An 18,762-nucleotide genomic window follows, 5' to 3' on the forward strand; every position below is an offset into this window, starting at 1 on the left:
GCCATGTATAGAATGATTATAGAGAATCTCCAGAGACAGAACAAAGCGTTCATGCTCCTCGGCTTACTGCTTGAGGAAGAATATTCCCAGCTGAAGGAACGCGCGCCGGAACGGGTGACTCAGCTCGAAATGCAGATCCACGAGCTGGTTCGGCAGATATGCGACGAGCGGGGCGATGTGCGCAAAGTAGCGCCCGAGCGGCTGGCCGGTCTTATCGCCGAGCTTCCGCCGGAGCTCATGGCCGCGGATATGGTCGAGGGCCTCGAAAGGGTGATCGGCCTTTCCGACGAGCAGAAGGCGCTGCCCCTGGCCGACCTGCTGACAAAGCTGCTGGAAAGTGTGGACGCCAACGAGCAGGGCACTGTTCGCCAGGCCGAGAAAAACGCCGAGCTGGCCCTGGCCCTGATGGACCAGAACAGCGCCATGGCCGAGTATCTCTACAGCCAGATCACGCCCAAGGAAAAGCAGCAGACTTACTCGTCGCACGGTCGGTACAAATCATCCAAAAGTGAGGCCGCTATGCTCAACGGGAGGCTCTGATGGCCATCGGCATCAATTCCCTCCTGGATATGGGCAAGTGGGCCCTGTTCGGCAACCAGGCTGCCATCGCCACAACCGGCAGCAACATCTCCAATGTCCACACCGAGGGCTACAGCCGTCGCGAGGTCCGGTTCGACGAGGCGTACTCCATCGACTACCGGCCCGGCCAGATCGGCACCGGTGTGGTCGCCTCCGAGGTGATCCGCCACTTCGACGAGTTCGTGGAGATGCAGTACGTGGGCAAAAACGCCGACCAGAGCCGGTTCGAGGCGCTGTGGGCCAACCTGCAGGGCGTGGACAACCTCTTCGACGAATCGGTCGCGGACGGTCTTGGCGCATCCATCGACAAGTTTTTCCAGGACTGGCAGGACCTCTCGCTCCGTGCGGAAGACCCCTCCACGCGCGAGCAACTCCTCTCTGACAGCTACAAGCTCATTTCGCTCATGCGCAACATGGACAGCGATCTGTCTGCCATGCAGAAGCAGGCCGAAGACCAGATCCAGAGCGAAGTGAACGAGGTCAACGACCTGCTCAAGCGCATCGCGGATATCAACAAGCAGATCGACATCCACGACGTGCCGGGGTCGAACAACGCCAACCAGCTGTACGACGAGCGCGCGCTCCTGGTCCGCAAACTCTCAGAGAAGATCGACATCCGCTTCGCCAACCAGGGTTCCCCGGAGTTCACCCAGACCAACCAGGTGGAGATGGGCGCCGGCACGGACTTCGCCATCATGACCGAGGCCGGCCAGACTCTGGTCCACGGCTCGGATTACTACGAGATCAAGTTCGAAGGCCCCCGCGCCATGCAGAGCCTCATCCCGTCGTCCAACTTCGACGGTGATATCGAGTTTTCCGGCTCCTCTGATTTCGAGTACACCGTGGAGGTGATTCGCGGCGGCCAGGTCTCCAACGCCTCGGGCGCCGGCACGGCCCAGTTCCGCGTCTCTCTGGATGGCGGCCAGACCTGGCTCAAGGGCGCTGACGGCAAGGAAAAGATTTTCTACGCCCGGCCCGAAGGCGGCAAGATCGGCGCCGGCGACCTGGAGATCTGGTTCGAAAACGCGACCCAGGACCTCGAAGCGGGCGACAAGTTTTCCATCATGCCGCGCAGCGGCGTGTACTGGTACCAGAACACCTCCAGCTTCATGAACATCTCCCCGCAGATTCGCGGGGACGGCTCCGACGATCCCAGGCGGCTCCAGGGCGGCTCTGTCACCGGGCTCATGAACTTTGTGGGATACGTGGGCCAGTACCGCGACAAGCTCGACGGTCTGGTCAAGAGCATGGTCTGGAACGTGAACCGCCTGCACAGCCAGGGCACCGGACTGAACCCGGTCTCCCAGGCCACGGGAACCTACTCCGTGAGCGATCCCAATGTTGCGCTGGGCAGCGATTCCTCTGGCCTGCCCATGAGGGATTTCCTGGGCTCCAACGCCGGCAACGTCACCCTCTACGTGTATGACGAGTCCACAGGCGAGCTCGTCAGCGGCGGCGGTGGCAACCCGGTCTTCGGCCCCCTGGACTTCGACACGGCCACTCCCGGCATCCAGAACTTCGATCCCAACGTGCATTCCCTGCAGGATGTAGTGGATGCCATCGACAATACCTTCGGCCCCTATCTGGACGCCGAGATCGTGGACAACAAGCTGCGCATCAACGCGGCGGACGGCTACGATTTCGCCTTTGGCGCGGATACCTCCGGCCTGATGGCGGCCCTGGGCGTGAACACCTTCTTTACCGGCTCCAACATGACCGATTTCGGCCTGAATGACGCCGTGATGTCCAACCCGGAGCAAATCAACGCCGGGCAGGTCAACGGCGCGTTCGAGGGCAACGAGGGCGACAACGGCACAGCCCTGGCCATCGCCGCCCTGGCCACCAAGGCAGTCACCGTGGTCAGCTCCTTCGGCGTTTCCAATACGCAAACCCTGGGCGAGTACTACGGCAACGTCATGGCTCAGGTCGGCGCGGACACCTCCACCTGCAAGTTTACCTACGAGTACAACAGGGCCCTGGCGAGTGATCTGAACGATCGCCAGGAGCAGGTCGCAGGCGTGAACCTGGATGAAGAGATGGCCAATCTTATTAAATATCAGCATGCGTACCGCGCGGCGGCCAAGCTCGTCACCACCGCCGACGAGATGCTGCAGACCGTGCTCGGACTCAAGCAATAGCGGGCAGGAGAAGACGTCATGGCATACATGAGAGTCTCCCAGCTGAACCTGTACTCGAACTTCATCAGCAACATGAATCGGACGCTGACCGATTACATGGACTTGAACATACAGGCCTCCAGCCAGAAGCGTATCAACGCGCCGTCGGACGACCCGGCAGGCGCGGCGCGGGTTCGCGCCTACCGTGCGGAGCTCTCCCGGCTGGGGCAGTACCGGGAGAATGTGAGCACCGCCCGCGGATGGCTGGGACAGGCGGACAGCACCCTGCTGCAGGCCAACACCGTGCTCACCCGTTGCAAGGCACTGGCCGAGCAGGCCGCCACCGGCACCATGAGCAAGGACAACCGCGAGCAGGTCGGGTTCGAGCTCCGCGAGCTGTTCAACCAGCTCATCACGCTTTCCAACTCGGAGTTCGAGGGCAAGCACATCTTCGCCGGTCACAAGACCAACGATAGCGCCTTCGAGGCTGGTCTGGCCGTGACCACCAACGACGCCAATCTTTCCAGCACCGCCTTCTCCATTACCGGTGCGCGCGACTACACCACCGTGGTCCAGTTTCTGGACAGCGGCACAGTGGGCGGCGGCGCCGACCTCGACTACCGCTACTCCACGGACGGCGGCGACACCTGGACCGACGCGACCCTGGCCGCGGGCGACACCGTGCTGGACCTGGGCGGCGTGCAGGTGACCATGGAGAACGGCGCTGCCGTGACCGCGGTGGACACCGACCAGATGGACGAGTCCGAGAACAATGGCTCCTGGCTCTGGGTGCGGCCCACAGCCGTGTACAAGGGAGACGACAAGGACGCCATCGAGGTGGACCACTATGGCGATAGCCCGCTGGCGTTCACGGCCGACGGGCAGTTCAATGAAGATGTCTACGTGCGTATCGACAGCGCCACAGACCTCGGCTCCAGGATCGAGTACTCCTACAGCCTGGACGGCGGCGCCACCTGGAAGACCGGCAACAGCGTGTCCAACGCCGCCACTCCGGACGGCGCGACGCTTGTCCTGCCCGGCGGCACCCTGGATCTGGCCTCCAACGGCGGCAACACCCTGAGCGCAGGCGACCAGTTCATCGTCCGACCGCGCCGTGCGGACATAGATTTCGAGATTTCTCCGGGCGAACGGATCGCCGTGAACGCCGTGGGCAAGGACGTGTTCGGCGGCGTGTATTACGAGCCTTTCGCCTCCAACGCCACGCCTGCCATGAACGGCGATGCGAGCAACATCTTCGAAACCGTGGGCAAGCTGGTGGGCTATGTGGAGTCCAACAACCAGTCCGGCATACAGGAAGCGCTGGAGGACCTGACAGTCGCCAGCGAGCACCTGCTGACCCAGGCGGCACGCGTAGGTGGCAAGGAAAACCGCCTGGACGTTGCGGACAGCGTGCTCTCCAGCCTGGAGCTGAACCGCACGGAGCAGCTCTCGGACGTGGAGGACGTGGACGTAACCGAGCTGATGACCAAGCTCGCCCAGCAGCAGATCATCTACCAGAGCGTGCTCAAGTCCTCCTCGCAGATACTGCAGATGAGTCTGGTCAACTACATTTAGGACAGACGAATTCTGCACGGGGGGGGAGGGCGCTTGTGCGCTTTCCCGAAGCAATAGCAAGTTGTTTCAGATGGGAGCCGTGCCTCAAGGCGAAAATGCGCTAGACGCGGGTGGTCCCTCTTGGGTACACTCATAATTTCCGGGCGCGTGCGATCCGGAAACCTGCATGTTGCAGATCGCGGTGCACCGCACGCCGCGCGCAGATGATGGAAACCACAGGAATCGGCTTACATATTCCATGCTTATTCTGACCCGCAGACCGGGCGAAAGCCTTTACCTCGGCGACGACATCAAAGTCACGGTGCTCAGCGTGCAGGGCAAGCAGATCAAGCTTGGCCTGGAGGTGCCCCGGGACATGACTGTCTACCGCGAGGAGGTGTATCTGCGGGTGCAGGAGCAGAACCAGGACGCACTCGGCGCCTCGGATGAGGACGTCTTTGCGGTGACTTCGCTATGGCAGCCAACCAAGAAAAAGTGATTGAGACGCGCATGGGCGAGCGCACCGTGGATCTGTCCAAGGTGCTGCACTTCCCGCGCGGGCTTATCGGGTTCGAGAACCGCAAGGAGTTCGTCCTCCTGCAGCTCCAGGAGGACTCGCCGTTCCTCATGTTGCAGGCGATGGACGATCCCGGCGTGGGTCTCATGGTCGCAGACCCCTTCAGCTTCACCACGGACTACGAGATCAAGGTGGCCGACGCGGAGCAGAAGCTCCTGCAGGTGGAGGACCCCTCGCAGGTTGCGGTGCTGGTCACCGTGACCATCCCCAGCGGCGCGCCGGAGCGCACAGCCCTGAACCTGAGCGGTCCCATCCTGGTGAACTACGGGGCGCGCATCGGCCTGCAGGTTCCCCAGGTGGACACCAAGTATCCGTCCAAGCTCTTCCTCAGCGACCTGCTCAACGCGCAAAAAAAGTAGCCCGTCGCTGCTCCACGCATCTTCCGACCCCGCTTCCAGGCGGGGTCTTTTTTTGTGGGCGAGGGCAGGGGGACCGCCTTGCTCCACCAGGCAAGCCTGGAGGCTACGCTCCAGGCGCGGAAGTCCTGCGTTCGGAATACGAAAAACCCCACGCAAGGCGGGGTTTCGTATCAGAAGCACCTGCTGCAGATCCTGGCGGACCCTTGGTCTATGCAGCTCAGTAGCGGGTGAAGTCGCGCGTATCGGCCATGCCGGCTCCATCGTGACCGGCTGGCAGGGCAAGACGCGGTATCTCGCGCGGGGCGCGCACCTTGAAGTAGCTGGTGATCTCCTCCAGCTGCCGGGCCTGGGCGGCCAGCTCTTCCGAGGTGGAGGCCATCTCCTCGGCGGCCGAGGCGTTCTGCTGTACGACCTGGTCAAGCTGCTGGATGCTCGCATTGACCTGCGAGGCCCCGGCGTCCTGCTCGGAGGTGGCGGCGCTTATCTCCTGGATGAGCTGCGCCGTGCGCTGGATGTCCGGCACCATGCCGGCGAGCATGCGGCCGGCCTTCTCGGCCACGTCCACGCTGGAGCCCGTGAGCTCCATGATCTCGGCCGCGGCCACGCCGCTACGTTCGGCCAGCTTGCGCACCTCGGCGGCCACCACGGCGAAGCCCTTGCCCGCCTCGCCTGCGCGGGCCGCCTCGATGGCCGCGTTGAGCGCCAAGAGGTTGGTCTGCCGGGCGATCTCCTCGATGATGGAGATCTTCTCCGCGATGCTGCGCATGGCCTCTACGGTCCGGGAGACGGACTCCCCGCCACGTTCGGCCTCGTCCGCAGCCTTGGCGGCCAGCGTCTCTGTTTCTTTGGCATTCTTCGCATTCTGGCGGATGTTGGCGGTCATCTGCTCCATGGAGGAGGAGATTTCCTCCACGCTGGCGGCCTGCTCGGTCGCGCCTTTGGAGAGCGTCTCGGCCGTGGCGGCCAGCTCCTCGGCCCCACCGTTGACGTTGCGTACGCTGCCCTGGGTGTCGATGATCAGGCCGCGCAGCCGTTCGCCAAAGGTGTTCACCGAGGAGCCCAGGTCGTTGATCTCGTGGCCGGCCCCGCGTTTGAACACCTTGCAGTCCCGGCAGTCCGCGCCCTTGAGCACCTTGGGGCAGGATGGCGTGGCGTTGAAGGACCCGGCCTCGATCCAGCAGTAGGCGTCCTTGCCGAATGACGGGCACTCGTCCTTGCCGCAGCCCATGATCTCGGAGCAGGGCATGGCCTTGCCCATGGAAACGCGGTCCGCCTCCAGGTTGCCCAGGTTGTACTGTTTGAGCACCTCGGTGACGTGGGCCAGGGGGCGCGTGATGGAGCGCGAGAGCAGGTAGCAGATGAGCGCGCTGAGCAGGAACACGGCCGCGCCGGCCGCGATGATCCATAAAAGGATGCTGTCCATGGAGCGGGTCACGGTGGCGGCCGTGGCCTCGAACTCCGCATGCGGCGCCGCCGTCAGCATCATCCAGTCCCAGGGTTTGTAGTAGACCACGCCGCCGAGCATCTCGCGGGGAGCGCTCCCAGGCGTGTTCCGCGTATACGCCACGGTGACGGCCTCGCCCGCCGGCGCCTCTTTGGCGCGATCAAAGGCATTGGCAAGGGCGGCGCGGCCCTCGGCATCGGCATTGTCCAGAATGTTGGAGCCGACGCTTCCTGCGTCGGAGCTGATGATCACGGTTCCCTGGTCATCACCGGACCCTTTGACCACGAACGCCCGGCCGGTAAGGCCGGTCTTCATGCCAGCCACGGCAGCGCGCAGGGATGGGGCGCGGTCCATGGCCAGGCCCACGTACAGGGCGCCGATGATGCGGCCGCCGTTGTCGCGGATGGGCTCGTAATGGGTAAGGAACCAGGAGCCGACGATGTTGGCCACGCCGCGGTAGGCGTTGCCCGCCACGATGGCCCGGGCCACGGGGGAGTCGGCGGGGATGTACGTGCCCACAGCGCGCTTGCCGCCATCGGTGACGATGTTGGTGGCCACGCGCAGCAGGTCGCCTTGTTCGGTCATCCTCTGGAACACGGTGCAGGTCACGTCCATGTGCTCCTGCACGTCGTCCACAAAGGGTGTGGGCTCCCTCGTGTCGGCGTTGCGGCCCAGCCACTGATTGCCCAGGTACATGGCCGGCAGGGTGACGGACGAGGCGCTCTGCGTCTTCTGGTTCACGGCGTTCCATGAGACGTCGCGTCCGCCTTGGGAAAAGCTGCCCTGGAGCCCGGCCATGGCGCGGGCCGCGTTGCTGGCGGACTCGAGCTGGCCGCGCAAGAGCTCGTCCCCCAGGGCGATAGTGCGCTCCATATCCGAAGCGGCGCGTTTCAGCTCATGGCGCGCCTGCTCCTCGAACGAATCCTGGAGCGTACTGCCGAGAACGCCGCCGCGCCAGAGCAGGACGGCGACGACGCAGATGATGGTGAGGGCGACAACTCCGACTCCGGTAGCCATGACCTTTGTTCCGACCTTCATAGGCAGCCGTCCTTCGGATTCGAGAATTAAGCAAGAAAGGGAAAATACTATAGAAAGCGCTTATTATTCTGTGCGTTGAGTAGCAATATCAACCCGTGGTCGTCAAGAATTACGGGAGGTTTCGTAAAAAGGGTGCTCTGCTGGGTTGGGCGAGATAACAGTGCTGAATTGCACAGAAAATTCAAGGCAGGGTGAGAAGGGCGGGCCGGACAGGTCTAGCCGGCGGACGAAAAAAGCCCCTGCTGGGGCAGGGGCCTGGTTCCGGATACGGTGGGGCACGGGCGCACCCCTAGCTGAAGAAGTCGAGATCTTCCTTGACGATGTTCTCGGCAATCTTGCGCGTATTGATCTCGTACTCGCCGGCTTCGATCCTCGCCTTGATCTCGGCAACCTTGTCGTGCCGGATGTCGGACGCACTGCTTGCGGCGGAGTACGCCTCGGTACGCAGCTGCGCCTCGTCCGAGATGGAGACCTTGTCTCCGCGGGCTGACGAGCTTCCGGCGTCGGACTCCCGCTGGCTCTTAAGCTTATCGCTGCGTGTCTTCTCGAGCTTTGATTGATCGTACGGTCCCAGACCACTCAATACTTTCTTGATGTCCATAGTGTACCTCCCCCAGAAGGTCACATCCAGTTACAGCATGGTGTCGTCCACCTTGTCCAGGGTGACTTGCCACAGCCGATTCAAGATGCGGATTTTTTCTTCCGGCGAGACCTCCATTGGTCCGCCTTTAGTTTCCTTGAATATCTGCAAGTCCTGTTCCGAAGGTGGAAACGCGAACGTCAGTTGGTTTCCGAACTCGTTGTTCAGTCGCTCCTTGATTTCATTTACCACGGGGTTGTCCGTGCCGGACATGATCAGGTTCTCCACAATCTCCCGGGCGATGCGCTCCACCAGGTGGCGGCGCTTCACTTCCGGGGGAATGGGCTCTTCTACAGAGCCTGCGCCGAGGGCCCGCCGATACCGGGCCAACCGCCGCGCGGTGACAAGCTGCTTGTCGTAGCCGCGAAGCATGTTGCGCATGTAGAACGATTGCATGGTCATGACAATTTTACCCCTTCACGTATGCATATCGACCACTTCATGGCTTGACTTTAGGGAATGGCGGAAAAAAATGTTAAGAAATATTACCGAGTTAAGCGTCAATAAAATATCACACCATAACGTACGAAAATTCTTGGACCTTGCACGGGAAGTCGGAGCATGCCACTTTATGAGCGCTGGTTTTCCGACAGGGACGCGATTCTGCACCCCGGACGCCGAAAAAAATTCTGGAGACTATTGTATAATGACGCATCCCGAAGCCATTGTCGAGGGGGCCCCCTCGTTCATTCTCGCCTCGGCCTCGCCGCGGCGCAACGAGCTCCTTGCCTCGGTGGGGCTCGATTTTACGGTAATTCCCTCCACGGCCGAGGAGCCGCCGCCACTAGCCGGGGAAACTCCGGAGGAGTACGCCACACGCATGGCCGTGCTCAAGGCGCGGGAGGTGGCCGCGCGGAATCCGGGCCGGCTTATCCTGGCCGCGGATACCGTGGTGGCGCTGGGCAACGCCATTCTGGGCAAGCCGGCGGACATGGCCCACGCCCTGCGCATGCTGGAAGGGTTGTGCGGAAAAAAGCACGCCACGGCAGAGGAGCGCGTGGCCGGAGTGCGCCGCCACGCCGTGACCACTGGCTGCTGCTGGCTGGACGGCCGGGCAATGGCGAAGGGGGGCGGCGCAGGAGAACCCGCGGCGCAGGAACAGTCCTTTGCCGTGACCACGCAGGTGCTCATGTCGCTCATGGACACGGCTGTGCTGGAACGCTACGTGGCCACGCGCGAAGCCATGGACAAGGCCGGGGGCTACGCCATCCAGGGAAAAGCCGGGTTCATGGTTCGCGCCATCGACGGTTCCTATTCCAACGTCGTGGGCCTACCACTGGCCGAGGTGGTGGAAGCTTTGGTGGATTGAGGAGTATCCAGATAATTGGATAATTTCGGATATGATCCTTGGGATCCCGCCCATGGCAAATCCAAGAGAAGGGGTCAGAAGTGTCATCATATGAAGGATTAAGATTCTCTCAATTTGAGGAGAACGATATTCACGATATGACAAGGATCATGAAACGCTCCTTTGATGAGGACACCAGAATACATTTGAACAAAGAGGAGGGCGGTCCTCCTGGCTATGACAATGGCGATTTTTTACGGAAATGGGCATTGCATGAGGATAGTACGGCATTCAAGGTTGAGCTCGATTCAAAACTCATCGGAATGTATATTGTTTGGATTTTTCCAAATAATGAAAATATGCTGGGAACCATCTTCATCGATCCTGAATATCAGAATCAGGGCCTTGGGCTCAAAATATGGAAGCATATCGAACAGAAGTATCCGAACGCAAAAGTTTGGAGGACTGAGACGCCGGGATTTTCCAAGCGAAACCACAATTTCTATGTCAATAAATGTGGCTTCAGCATCGTAAAGATTCTAAACCCCGGCGATATGCTTGATGAGAGCTATGTGCTGGAAAAGCGATACTAGCATTTGTATGCGTTCATATGCATGATTACAGCTCAATAACGCTGATCAACGTGGTCGACCTGTCTCTGGCCGAGGAACTGGAAGCGCTGGTTCCGCAGGATATTGATTTCGCAGAAAGTCGAGCTGTCCCCACATGTATAAGGTGAGGGCAGGGCGGAGCTGAGGCGGAATGCGCCGATGCGCATGATGGACCGAAGGACCTTTCGAGAGATTGTCTCTTTCCAATCTCGTTCGTTAATAATTTCAAAATATTTAAGGGATATTTTTTCATGTGTTGACAGTTTTGTGCGGGCAATTTATTGACTTGTCAACGATTAGCGTACTGCCAAGGAAGAGAACTATGCCGCCAAAAAAATTAGTGAAATTCGAACAGGACTCGCCCGGGCGCAAGCTGTCGATATTGCACCGTCTGAGCAGTGTCTATCTGGCAGGGCCGCTGTCGGAGCTTGGTATTGCTCGCGGCAGCCTGCCCTTTTTGATGAAAATACTGCGTTGCGAAGGAATCATTCAGGAGGACCTGACCCGGTCCTTATGTATTGACCGGGCAGCAACCGCCCGCGCCTTGCAGAATCTCGAAAAGGAAGGGCTTGTCTCCCGCGAGGAAGATCCGCAGGACCGGCGTAAAAAACGCGTGTATCCTACAGCCAAGATTAAAGATCTGCAGGAAGATATCATCGATATTCTCCAGGCGCATAATGAAGCCTTGTTCGCCGAATTTGACGAAGAAGAGCAACTCCAGTTGCTCAACATGCTGGATCGTATGACCAGCAATATGCACGCGAAGTTACACGGAAAGTATGGACACAAAGAGTAGTGAGAAGCCTGTAGAGCTGTCTGCGGGCGTACCTGCGCGGATTCATCCGTGATACTCGTTCTACGTCAAAAATCTCTTGTTTCTTTAGGTTGGCTTGACACCACTTGCAAAGTGAAAGGTAACGTATGTTGAAGAGGATTGTCGTATTCGTTGTAGCTCTTTTTGTCATGGCCGTAGGAGTCGCCTTGTCGGTGAAGGCGAATCTGGGAGTCTCACCAATTTCATGTATTCCATATGTGTATAGCTTGAAAATTAAATATACGTTGGGCGAGTTGACTATCGCCATGAATACTGTCTTCATCGTCGCGCAGATTTTAATTCTACGCAAAAATTACTCTTTGCTGCAATTGGTGCAGCTGCCGGCAATAATAGTCTTTGGGTTTTGTATTGATCTTGCGCTGTTCCTTCTGTCCAGTGTCGAAGCCCCAACATACGCGCTGCAGGTGTTCTGGTGCCTGCTGAGCTGTGTGACGATAGCATTCGGGGTGTTTCTGGCTGTAAAGGCACGGATCACGTACCTGCCTGGCGATGGACTGGCCCTTGTTATTGCAGATGCGTTCAAGAAAGAGTTCGGCAAGCTGAAAGTTTGTTTTGATAGCTCCATGGTTGTCATAGGCGTCGTGAGCTCTTTTGTTTTGCTGGGCAAGTTGGCAGGGATTCGCGAAGGAACTATTGCTGCGGCATTGTTGGTAGGATATCTGGTCAAGGTTTACAATAAGAGGCTCGCTGTAATCGATACGTGGTTGCGTGGGAATACTCCGGCAGGGGAAGAGATCACGGCCGTGCCCGAGAGCAGTAATCTCGTTATCACAATCGCCAGAGAATACGGGAGTGGCGGCCATGGGATTGGCCAATGCATAGCGCAGAAGCTGGGAATTTCCTTTTATGATAAAGAACTTATCAATATAACTGCGGAGAAAAGCGGCTTTACCACAGAATACATTGAGCACAATGAGCAGAGACTGGCGAACTCCCTGCTGGACGAGCTCTACGCGCAAAGCTACGCGTATGTAGATGATAAGCTGCCGCCATCCGATGTCCTGTTCTTGGTGCAAAGCAAAATCATTCGAGAGATATGTAACAGAGAGCCATGTGTCATTGTCGGGCGGTGCGCCAACTTTGTTTTGAAGGATAATCCAAACTGTTTCAATGTGTTTATCCATGCGAATAAGGAGTACCGCAGATCAAAGCTCATCGGGGAATACGGTGTCGTACCGGAAAATGCGATGCAGGAGCTGGAACGATCAGATCGCGAACGGGCCAATTATTGCTCGAAGTACACGGGAAGCCACTGGCAGGATCTGACAAATTACCATATGTCGATCGATAGCTCCCTTTACACGACAGAGCAGGTAGCCCAGAAAATCATAGATGCTCTTCAGGGCACAGCGTTACAGCCGCAATTAGCGCCAGCAAAAGCCAAATTCTTTTCAAGGACAAAGCAGAATTTTACACAATCCGCTAGTATGGCCTCTGCCAGGAATTAGAGTGTCACTGCTGATAGAAAATGAATGGGCAAGATGGATGCGCCGCATAGTGTTGGCTTGCGGATGCGTTGAAAATATGTGGCGGCCTTGTCAAACATAAAAACATCATGTCTCAACGCGAGAGGTCTGAGTGAAGATAGAGCACGCTGATGGAGCGGATTATCCAGAGCTCATCATGGTATGGGAAGCCTCTGTGCGGGCAACGCATGACTTCTTGAGCGAGGAAGATATCGAGCTTCTGCGACCGCTGATTCTTACGCACTACTTCGATGCGGTCGAGCTGCGCTGCGTCAGAAATGTGCAGGGTGCGATTCTCGGGTTTTGCGGCGTTGCGGAAGACAACATTGAGATGCTGTTCGTTGTGCCGGAGCATCGCGGGCAGGGCGTCGGTACAGCCTTGTGTCGCTACGCTATTGAAAAATTGCATGCGACAAAGGTTGATGTGAACGAGCAGAACCCGCAGGCACTCGACTTTTACAAGCACATGGGGTTTCGGGTTACAGGCCGTTCGTCTCTGGACGGCCAGGGCAAGCCGTTTCCACTGCTGCACATGACGTTGGGCTGAGCCACACCCTGGCTGTCATGCAAAGACGCCGCAGGGCCGAACCCGACCCCACGGCGTTTTTTCTTTGCTGGTCATTCGGCGCGAAAGAATAAAGCCGACAACCACCTGTTACTGCTTAATAAACCGGATCAGATAAGGATACTCGCCCAGGTCGGCGACAGCATCCTTTTTGAATCCGAGGGGCGTGAGCAGGGCCTCGGCATCGGCTTCCCCGATGCGCGCCTCTATGTTCTTCGGGCCGGGGCCGTAGTCGAGCTTCTTGTACTCGATGATCACCAGGGCCCCGTGCGGCTTGAGCACCCGCCGGACCTCCTGGAGCGTGTTCACGCGCTCTGCTTCCGGGATGTCGTGCAGGATGGTGGCCATCAGGCAGACGTCTATGGAGCCGTCATCCAGGGGCAGCGGTTTGGTGGCGTCCGCCACCTGCGCCTTGATGTTCTCAAACCCCTGCTGCGTGGCGCTTTCCTGCAAGGCGGCGACGCCTTCTTCCCACAGATCCAGCGCATGGATAACGCTGTCCGCACCCAAGCGCTGGGCCAGGGCCAGGGTGTAGTTTCCTGCGCCGCACGCAAGATCCAGATATACCGAGGCGTTATCAGCGATGAGGTTGGCAAAAACTATATCCTGGTCAACGTGGGTGATGCTGCTCCGTCCGGCCGCTACGGGCTTCGTGCTCATGTGAAACTCCTGCAAGTATGTGCTTTATTGGTGAGTTGGGCAGAAAAGTATCCTGCTCGTAGCATCTTATTAGAAAGTATATCTGCTATGGCCACCGAGGTCCAATGGCGTTGCGGAACCTGGTTGACCAAAACAGGACGGCGGCACCAGCGGAGCGGCATTGCGAAAGATGTCCGGGGATACCCTGTGTCGTGGATCGCGGACCAGCACGGCCCGAAAGCGCCGGTCTTGGGCGACGGATGCCAATAACGATACGTAAAGGTTGCCAAAACGCCAGTTGTTCGGACATAACCGGAAACCGAACAACGGACTCGGTCAATCCGTGCACGACACCATTCATCCAGCCGGGGCGGCGCGTATGGTTCAGATATATCAGCTCACAGCACTTTCCGACACACAGTTCCACGACTTGTGCGCGTTGCTCATTGATTCCGTGGAGAGCGGCGCGTCCATGGGCTTTCTCGCACCCATCACGAAGCAGAAAGCCGCCGCATACTGGAGCGGGGTGGCTGCGGAGGTTTCGGACGGGCTTGTCCTGCTCGTCGCGGAGGAGGACGGCGCCATTGTCGGATCTGTCCAGGTTGCGCCCTGCGCCAGGGAAAACGGCTGCCACCGCGCCGACCTGAAAAAGCTCTTTGTGCTGCGCAGCCACCGCGGCAGGGGCATCGCCTCCCGGCTGATGCGTGCGGCAGAGGAGGCCGCGGCGTCCCTGGGGCTGACCCTGCTGATCCTCGATACGCACGAGGGCTCCAAAGCCGAGCCCATGTACCAGCATTGGGGCTGGCGCAAGGTCGGCGTCATTCCCGGCTATGCGACCGGCCCGGACGGCACCCTGCACAACACGGCCTTCTATTATAAGGATATAGCTCCTCGGAGTGAGCAGGGCCCGGCGTGACCGGGGAATCGACCTGGCGGATCTCCCGGGATCACCGTTCCAAAAGCATGCGCACGTAGCCGGAAAGCTCCTGCGCCGGGATGCGATCCACCGGCGTCAGCGTCCAGTCGTCGTATCCCAACATCCCGAACTCCTTTTCATATCGCCTGAAAAACGCCACATCCTCCGGTGTGAAGTAGCGCTTCCAGTTGTCGAATGCGCCGGTCCGATAGGTGCGCTTGTACGGCGCGCCCACGTCCCGATTGTCCGAGAGCTCCAGGTTCAGGTACGCGGCGAGCGCCTTGGTGTTGCCGGCGATGAAGTCCTCGTACTTGAGCAGCAGATGGTGGGCCTTGAGCCGCTGGCAGAAGTGGAGGTACCCGAGATCAAAGGACGAAAACTTCGACAGGCTCCGGGTAAAGTTGGCGTGGAAGAGGGAATCGAACATCTCGCACATGCGCAGGAAGGATATGGCGGCGGGGTTGCGCTCCTTTTCGCCAAGGAAGTCGATCCAGGTGTCGAACAGGCTCGGGTCCTGGACGACCCGCTTGAGGTCAAAGGGATAGTAGAGCAGGACGCTGATGATTTCGTCCCGGGGATCGCGGCGGATGAGCACGCGCCTGTCGAACTGCAGGCGGTGACCATTGTTGGCGATGCTCGCCAGCGCGCTCTTCCTGTCCAGCCAGTGGTCGAAGATGACCTTGGTTACGCTGTGCGGCGTGGTCTGCGCTTCATCAAAGGGCTGCGTGTCCGTGGGCTCGAAGATGAACTGCACATCCTCGGCAAAGGAGTTGCAGATCGTCCGCGAGATCACGGTTGTGCCGGTCTTGGATTTTCCCAGTACAAGTACATTCATGGCAGCTGCCCTGTGCAGAGCCGGGACGGCGGCGCCATCCCCGGCGTTATGAACAATCGGAGCAAGCGCGGTCCGCGCTTCTCCTTTCTGACTCGCACAACAACGGCCGCATGGGCAACCCGAAAGAGGGTGGCGGTAGCCGGAAGGCAGTTGAAACGGTTAGGAATCGCACGCTAGCGGTGCAGGGGAACGCCCTTCATCACCGTGTCGATGGCCTTCTTTTTTCCATAGAGCGCCATGCCCACAAGGTTCAGCGCCTCGGTGGGCACGGCCTTCACGGCGGCGCGGTTTTCCTCGTCGTTGGGGGTGGCAAACAGCTCCTCTGTGTACACGGTAAAGCGGATGTCCTTGCGCAACGCCTTCTCGTGGATGGCTTGCAGCGTACTGCCGTCCGCACAGAACACCATGATCGGCTGCTTGATCATGGGCAGGTACGTCTGACCGGAGCCGTCCTCGTACGCCTCGCCCATCACGTCCTGCGTGCCGGCAATGCCGCTGATGGTGAACGCCGTGACGTTCAGCTCCTGCCATGTCTCCAGATCGTCCCTGACCACAACGGCTATTTTCGTATCGAACTTCATAGGTATTCTCAGTCCAGGATTTTTTCGAGCTGGATGTTGCACTTCTCGTACGGGGAGGGCGGGCCGACCACACGGACAAAGCCCATCTTGGCGTAGAGCTTCATGGCCGCCTTGAGCTTGGTGTTGCTGTCTATGTGCAGCTTCTTCGCGCCCAGGGAGCGCGCCTTGTCTACGGCGGCGCAGCCCAGCGTCCAGCCGATGCTCCTGCCCTGGACCTTGGGCGTGACGGCCATCTTGGCCAGCTCCAGGGTCTCGTCGTCCTTGCGGAAAAGCGCACATACGCCCACGATCTCGCCCTCGTACCGCGCCAGGAGGATGGCGCCGCCGGGATTGAGGATTCGCTCGTTCGGGTGCTCCAGCAGCTCGCGGTCGGCGTCCTCCACGGTGAAGAACTTCTCGATCCACTCGTAGTTCAGGCGCTTGAAGTCGTCGTGAAACTCCGGCGTATAGTCGAGGATCTCCACTCGCTGGGACTCCCGCCGCTTGCGCTGCTCCAGCACACGGTCGTGCAGGCTCTTTTCTTCCAGCAGGTACTCGGTCTCCTCGATCGCTTTCAGGAGGTTGTGCTGCATCTGGCCTTGCAACTCATCCATGGACTCGGTCACGTCCTGCATCTGGGCCTCCAGGCCGGGGATGAGCGCCCGGCCGGCGTCCGAGAGCTTCACCACGTTCATCCGGCCATCCTCGCTGCTCTTGCCGGTCTCGATGAGCCCGGCCCTGGTCATCTCCTTGACTGCCTGGCTGACCACCGGGTGGGAGCAGCCGATGTCGGCGGCCATGGCGGTGATGGAGCTCTCCTCGGTCTGGGAGAGCAGGTAGAACACCGGGAACCACTTGGGCTGGATGTCCACACCATACATCTGAAAGATCTTTGCCGCGTCGCAGGCAAAGACATCACCCAGCCGCCGCAACCTGCTGCCCAAGGCCACCTTTCCAAGCTCCTGCAATACATCCATTTTCTTGTCCTCACGAATTTATGTAGTTGCCTACGTATGTGACTACGATAAGGAGAGAGGAGAAGAGATGCAAGAGGTTTTTGGCGAATTAGTTGACTCTTATAAAAATGAATGGCATCTTCATTTTTAATAATGAACGATAGATTCATTTTTATGGCAAGGAGCAACAGATGGTCCAGGTCCTGAAAGACTGTGTTCGCAACCAGATCGCCGAGGCTGCCGAGGTGCAGTTCGCAAAGGTGGGCTACACCAAGGCGACCATCGGCGCCATTGCGCGGGAAGCCGGCGTGGCGACAGGCACGATCTACAAGTACTTCGCGGATAAAGAAGCGCTTTTCCACGCGATCATAACCGCCGGGTTCGTGGAGGAGTTCTCCAGCTTGACTCGGCGCCGGATTGCCGCGTTCGCACAGCCGGGCGGTTTGCATGCCGGTCGGTCCATCCTGGAATCCGAAGCCGGCGAGCTGCTCCGGTTCTGGGTCCGGAACCGGCTCAAGGTCGTGATTATTCTGGCGCGTGCGGAAGGCTCCGCCTACGAATCGTTTGGTGCGAGCTATGTGCAGGACATGGCCGAGCAAACCATCGCGCAGGCTCGGGAGCAATTCCCGCAAATAGAGATCACCGACCTTTTCCGTTTCATGGTGCACAAGATTCTCTCCGATTCCGTACGAGGAATCGTCGCAATTCTTGAAAACTTCCGTGATGAAGCATCCATCTGCGAGGCCTTCTCCGCCAGCACGGCGTATCAGCTGGCAGGCATCAACGGCTTTATCGAATGGTCTCTTGCACAAGGAGCTCAGGATGCACGCATTTGACATACTCGCTGAAGCGAAAATGCGGCAGTGGGAGCAGGATAGACGTGACGGCAAGGTTTCGGAAAAGAAGAAGGAAGCCGCTGTAACTCCGGAGTCCTACGAATCGCTTGAGAAGCAGCTCTATTATGACATCCGCAAGCTCATGGTGGAATCATATCTGGCCGGCGAGGCAGGGCGACAGGAGATGCAGAGCAGGGCGAACAATATGCTGGTGCAGCTGGCCGCGCGTCTGGAGCGCGCCGGCTACAACATCATGTCGAAGATGTTTGCCGACGAGGTCCAGGCATTGAAGACCAGAGCGCATGCGGTCATGCACGACAAGAGCAAGCTCCTGGCGCTGCTGAACGATCTGGACTGAGAGGATTTGAAAGTGCGTCGCTTGCTTAGCCGTTCAAAGGACAAAACGAAAAAAGGCAGGGAAAGGCCGCGGCGCTTCCCTGCCTTTTCTGTGCGGAGTACTACTTCACGGTGAACACGATGCTCGTTTTTTCAATACGCGTTTCGCAATCCGGGTTGCCGCTGGGGCTCTCGATGCTTGTGCTGAGATACCACGTGCCGGCCTGCAGCGGTTTGAACTCGAACACGCCGTCGATGTTTGTTTTCGCGTAGAACGGAAAGCTCATTTCGTCTTCGGAGTAGCCGCTGAAGCTGCCCACGATGCTGGCCATTTTGACCCGCTCGCCATCCCTGGTCAGCTTGAACTTGATGGCTTCGCCCTGCCGGAACTCGCTTGCCTTGTTCAGCGGAGTGATTTCAAGCCCCTTGCCGAGCGGAGTCGTTGCATAGGAGCCGTCGTCATTCCCGACGACGACCACCGCCTTGGACTGCATGCTGGAGAGGTAGCAGATGCGAGGCGTGTCTTTGAAATCCTTTCGGGTCTTGTCCATGTGCCACGTGCCGTCGCTGGCTTCGACCCAGGGCGTCAGCTTGTAGTAGGCGCCCACCAG

General features: G+C 59.0%; 21 protein-coding genes. 13 read left to right on the forward strand and 8 right to left on the reverse strand.

The window, feature by feature from the left end; genetic code table 11:
* Positions 1-3: 3 nt before the first annotated feature.
* The 5 genes from E8L03_RS17645 to fliW all read left to right on the forward strand — a co-directional run bounded on the left by E8L03_RS17645 (position 4) and on the right by fliW (position 5,186).
* Positions 4-540, forward strand: coding sequence for a flagellar export chaperone FlgN (locus E8L03_RS17645; RefSeq protein ID WP_144305153.1), 537 nt, complete (start codon positions 4-6; stop codon positions 538-540).
* Positions 540-2,717 carry a flagellar hook-associated protein FlgK gene (gene flgK, locus E8L03_RS17650; RefSeq protein ID WP_144305152.1) on the forward strand — a complete coding sequence of 726 codons (2,178 nt, stop codon included), beginning with the start codon at positions 540-542 and terminating at the stop codon, positions 2,715-2,717. Before E8L03_RS17645 ends, flgK begins: the two co-directional genes overlap by 1 nt.
* 18 nt (positions 2,718-2,735) lie before the next feature.
* On the forward strand, positions 2,736-4,271 hold the full coding sequence (gene flgL / locus E8L03_RS17655; RefSeq protein WP_342356080.1) for a flagellar hook-associated protein FlgL: 1,536 nt from the start codon (positions 2,736-2,738) through the stop codon (positions 4,269-4,271).
* Between the two features lie 238 nt (positions 4,272-4,509).
* Positions 4,510-4,749, forward strand: a complete 240-nt coding sequence (csrA, locus tag E8L03_RS17660; protein WP_144305266.1) for a carbon storage regulator CsrA — start codon at positions 4,510-4,512, stop codon at positions 4,747-4,749.
* Positions 4,725-5,186 (forward strand): flagellar assembly protein FliW, encoded by a 462-nt coding sequence (fliW, locus tag E8L03_RS17665; protein WP_144305151.1) that lies wholly within the window; start codon positions 4,725-4,727, stop codon positions 5,184-5,186. The genes csrA and fliW overlap by 25 nt, the downstream gene beginning before the upstream one ends.
* A 217-nt stretch (positions 5,187-5,403) precedes the next feature.
* Here fliW and E8L03_RS21040 read toward each other — a convergent pair whose 3' ends face one another.
* From E8L03_RS21040 to E8L03_RS17680, 3 genes are all read right to left on the reverse strand, one after another.
* On the reverse strand, positions 5,404-7,668 hold the full coding sequence (locus E8L03_RS21040; protein WP_244963563.1) for a methyl-accepting chemotaxis protein: 2,265 nt from the start codon (positions 7,666-7,668) through the stop codon (positions 5,404-5,406).
* A 289-nt stretch (positions 7,669-7,957) separates the two neighbouring features.
* Positions 7,958-8,269, reverse strand: a complete 312-nt coding sequence (flgM, locus tag E8L03_RS17675) for a flagellar biosynthesis anti-sigma factor FlgM (RefSeq protein ID WP_171268057.1) — start codon at positions 8,267-8,269, stop codon at positions 7,958-7,960.
* A gap of 30 nt (positions 8,270-8,299) precedes the next feature.
* Positions 8,300-8,710: a DVU0524 family FlgM-associated protein gene (locus E8L03_RS17680; protein WP_144305148.1), complete on the reverse strand. Its 411-nt coding sequence runs from the start codon at positions 8,708-8,710 to the stop codon at positions 8,300-8,302.
* 244 nt (positions 8,711-8,954) lie between these two features.
* On the opposite strand from E8L03_RS17680, the gene E8L03_RS17685 reads away from it, so the two are divergent.
* From E8L03_RS17685 to E8L03_RS17705, 5 genes are all read left to right on the forward strand, one after another.
* The gene (locus E8L03_RS17685; RefSeq protein ID WP_171268058.1) at positions 8,955-9,617 is read left to right on the forward strand and encodes a Maf family protein; all 663 of its coding nucleotides are present in this window, start codon (positions 8,955-8,957) and stop codon (positions 9,615-9,617) included.
* 149 nt (positions 9,618-9,766) lie between these two features.
* On the forward strand, positions 9,767-10,189 hold the full coding sequence (locus E8L03_RS17690; RefSeq protein ID WP_216367914.1) for a GNAT family N-acetyltransferase: 423 nt from the start codon (positions 9,767-9,769) through the stop codon (positions 10,187-10,189).
* Positions 10,190-10,529: 340 nt separating this feature from the next.
* On the forward strand, positions 10,530-11,003 hold the full coding sequence (locus E8L03_RS17695; RefSeq protein ID WP_144305146.1) for a MarR family winged helix-turn-helix transcriptional regulator: 474 nt from the start codon (positions 10,530-10,532) through the stop codon (positions 11,001-11,003).
* A gap of 125 nt (positions 11,004-11,128) precedes the next feature.
* Positions 11,129-12,490, forward strand: a complete 1,362-nt coding sequence (locus E8L03_RS17700) for a cytidylate kinase family protein (RefSeq protein WP_244963565.1) — start codon at positions 11,129-11,131, stop codon at positions 12,488-12,490.
* Between the two features lie 130 nt (positions 12,491-12,620).
* Positions 12,621-13,055, forward strand: coding sequence for a GNAT family N-acetyltransferase (locus E8L03_RS17705; protein WP_171268060.1), 435 nt, complete (start codon positions 12,621-12,623; stop codon positions 13,053-13,055).
* 108 nt (positions 13,056-13,163) lie between these two features.
* Here the strand turns inward: E8L03_RS17705 and E8L03_RS17710 are convergent, their stop codons facing one another.
* Positions 13,164-13,733 (reverse strand): class I SAM-dependent methyltransferase, encoded by a 570-nt coding sequence (locus E8L03_RS17710; RefSeq protein ID WP_171268061.1) that lies wholly within the window; start codon positions 13,731-13,733, stop codon positions 13,164-13,166.
* Between the two features lie 358 nt (positions 13,734-14,091).
* Between E8L03_RS17710 and E8L03_RS17715 the strand changes: the two genes are divergently transcribed.
* Positions 14,092-14,628 (forward strand): GNAT family N-acetyltransferase, encoded by a 537-nt coding sequence (locus tag E8L03_RS17715; protein ID WP_171268062.1) that lies wholly within the window; start codon positions 14,092-14,094, stop codon positions 14,626-14,628.
* A gap of 31 nt (positions 14,629-14,659) precedes the next feature.
* Here the strand turns inward: E8L03_RS17715 and E8L03_RS17720 are convergent, their stop codons facing one another.
* The 3 genes from E8L03_RS17720 to E8L03_RS17730 form a co-directional block, all read right to left on the reverse strand.
* Complete coding sequence (locus E8L03_RS17720) at positions 14,660-15,463, reverse strand: hypothetical protein (RefSeq protein ID WP_171268063.1); 804 nt, start codon at positions 15,461-15,463, stop codon at positions 14,660-14,662.
* 173 nt (positions 15,464-15,636) lie between these two features.
* Complete coding sequence (locus E8L03_RS17725) at positions 15,637-16,044, reverse strand: DUF2000 domain-containing protein (protein WP_171268064.1); 408 nt, start codon at positions 16,042-16,044, stop codon at positions 15,637-15,639.
* An 8-nt stretch (positions 16,045-16,052) separates the two neighbouring features.
* Positions 16,053-17,000, reverse strand: a complete 948-nt coding sequence (locus E8L03_RS17730) for a bifunctional helix-turn-helix transcriptional regulator/GNAT family N-acetyltransferase (protein WP_171268065.1) — start codon at positions 16,998-17,000, stop codon at positions 16,053-16,055.
* 170 nt (positions 17,001-17,170) lie between these two features.
* Here E8L03_RS17730 and E8L03_RS17735 point away from each other — a divergent pair, with 170 nt between their 5' ends.
* Positions 17,171-17,815 carry a TetR/AcrR family transcriptional regulator gene (locus E8L03_RS17735; RefSeq protein WP_171268066.1) on the forward strand — a complete coding sequence of 215 codons (645 nt, stop codon included), beginning with the start codon at positions 17,171-17,173 and terminating at the stop codon, positions 17,813-17,815.
* On the forward strand, positions 17,802-18,173 hold the full coding sequence (locus E8L03_RS17740) for a hypothetical protein (protein WP_171268067.1): 372 nt from the start codon (positions 17,802-17,804) through the stop codon (positions 18,171-18,173). Before E8L03_RS17735 ends, E8L03_RS17740 begins: the two co-directional genes overlap by 14 nt.
* 100 nt (positions 18,174-18,273) lie before the next feature.
* On the opposite strand, the gene E8L03_RS17745 is transcribed toward E8L03_RS17740, so the two are convergent.
* Complete coding sequence (locus tag E8L03_RS17745) at positions 18,274-18,759, reverse strand: DUF4198 domain-containing protein (protein ID WP_244963567.1); 486 nt, start codon at positions 18,757-18,759, stop codon at positions 18,274-18,276.
* Positions 18,760-18,762: the final 3 nt, after the last annotated feature.

The organism is Oceanidesulfovibrio marinus (assembly GCF_013085545.1).
GTDB classification, from domain to species: Bacteria; Desulfobacterota; Desulfovibrionia; order Desulfovibrionales; family Desulfovibrionaceae; genus Oceanidesulfovibrio; species Oceanidesulfovibrio marinus.

Excerpts from the sequence above, each read along its gene's own strand:
- E8L03_RS17645 (WP_144305153.1), top strand. The coding sequence starts at position 4 with ATGTATAGAATGATTATAGAGAATCTCCAGAGACAGAACAAAGCGTTC.
- flgK (WP_144305152.1), top strand. The coding sequence starts at position 540 with ATGGCCATCGGCATCAATTCCCTCCTGGATATGGGCAAGTGGGCCCTG.
- flgL (WP_342356080.1), top strand. The coding sequence starts at position 2,736 with ATGGCATACATGAGAGTCTCCCAGCTGAACCTGTACTCGAACTTCATC.
- csrA (WP_144305266.1), top strand. The coding sequence starts at position 4,510 with ATGCTTATTCTGACCCGCAGACCGGGCGAAAGCCTTTACCTCGGCGAC.
- fliW (WP_144305151.1), top strand. The coding sequence starts at position 4,725 with ATGGCAGCCAACCAAGAAAAAGTGATTGAGACGCGCATGGGCGAGCGC.
- E8L03_RS21040 (WP_244963563.1), bottom strand. The coding sequence starts at position 7,668 with ATGAAGGTCGGAACAAAGGTCATGGCTACCGGAGTCGGAGTTGTCGCC.
- flgM (WP_171268057.1), bottom strand. The coding sequence starts at position 8,269 with ATGGACATCAAGAAAGTATTGAGTGGTCTGGGACCGTACGATCAATCA.
- E8L03_RS17680 (WP_144305148.1), bottom strand. The coding sequence starts at position 8,710 with ATGACCATGCAATCGTTCTACATGCGCAACATGCTTCGCGGCTACGAC.
- E8L03_RS17685 (WP_171268058.1), top strand. The coding sequence starts at position 8,955 with ATGACGCATCCCGAAGCCATTGTCGAGGGGGCCCCCTCGTTCATTCTC.
- E8L03_RS17690 (WP_216367914.1), top strand. The coding sequence starts at position 9,767 with ATGAAACGCTCCTTTGATGAGGACACCAGAATACATTTGAACAAAGAG.
- E8L03_RS17695 (WP_144305146.1), top strand. The coding sequence starts at position 10,530 with ATGCCGCCAAAAAAATTAGTGAAATTCGAACAGGACTCGCCCGGGCGC.
- E8L03_RS17700 (WP_244963565.1), top strand. The coding sequence starts at position 11,129 with ATGTTGAAGAGGATTGTCGTATTCGTTGTAGCTCTTTTTGTCATGGCC.
- E8L03_RS17710 (WP_171268061.1), bottom strand. The coding sequence starts at position 13,733 with ATGAGCACGAAGCCCGTAGCGGCCGGACGGAGCAGCATCACCCACGTT.
- E8L03_RS17715 (WP_171268062.1), top strand. The coding sequence starts at position 14,092 with ATGGTTCAGATATATCAGCTCACAGCACTTTCCGACACACAGTTCCAC.
- E8L03_RS17720 (WP_171268063.1), bottom strand. The coding sequence starts at position 15,463 with ATGAATGTACTTGTACTGGGAAAATCCAAGACCGGCACAACCGTGATC.
- E8L03_RS17725 (WP_171268064.1), bottom strand. The coding sequence starts at position 16,044 with ATGAAGTTCGATACGAAAATAGCCGTTGTGGTCAGGGACGATCTGGAG.
- E8L03_RS17730 (WP_171268065.1), bottom strand. The coding sequence starts at position 17,000 with ATGGATGTATTGCAGGAGCTTGGAAAGGTGGCCTTGGGCAGCAGGTTG.
- E8L03_RS17735 (WP_171268066.1), top strand. The coding sequence starts at position 17,171 with ATGGTCCAGGTCCTGAAAGACTGTGTTCGCAACCAGATCGCCGAGGCT.
- E8L03_RS17740 (WP_171268067.1), top strand. The coding sequence starts at position 17,802 with ATGCACGCATTTGACATACTCGCTGAAGCGAAAATGCGGCAGTGGGAG.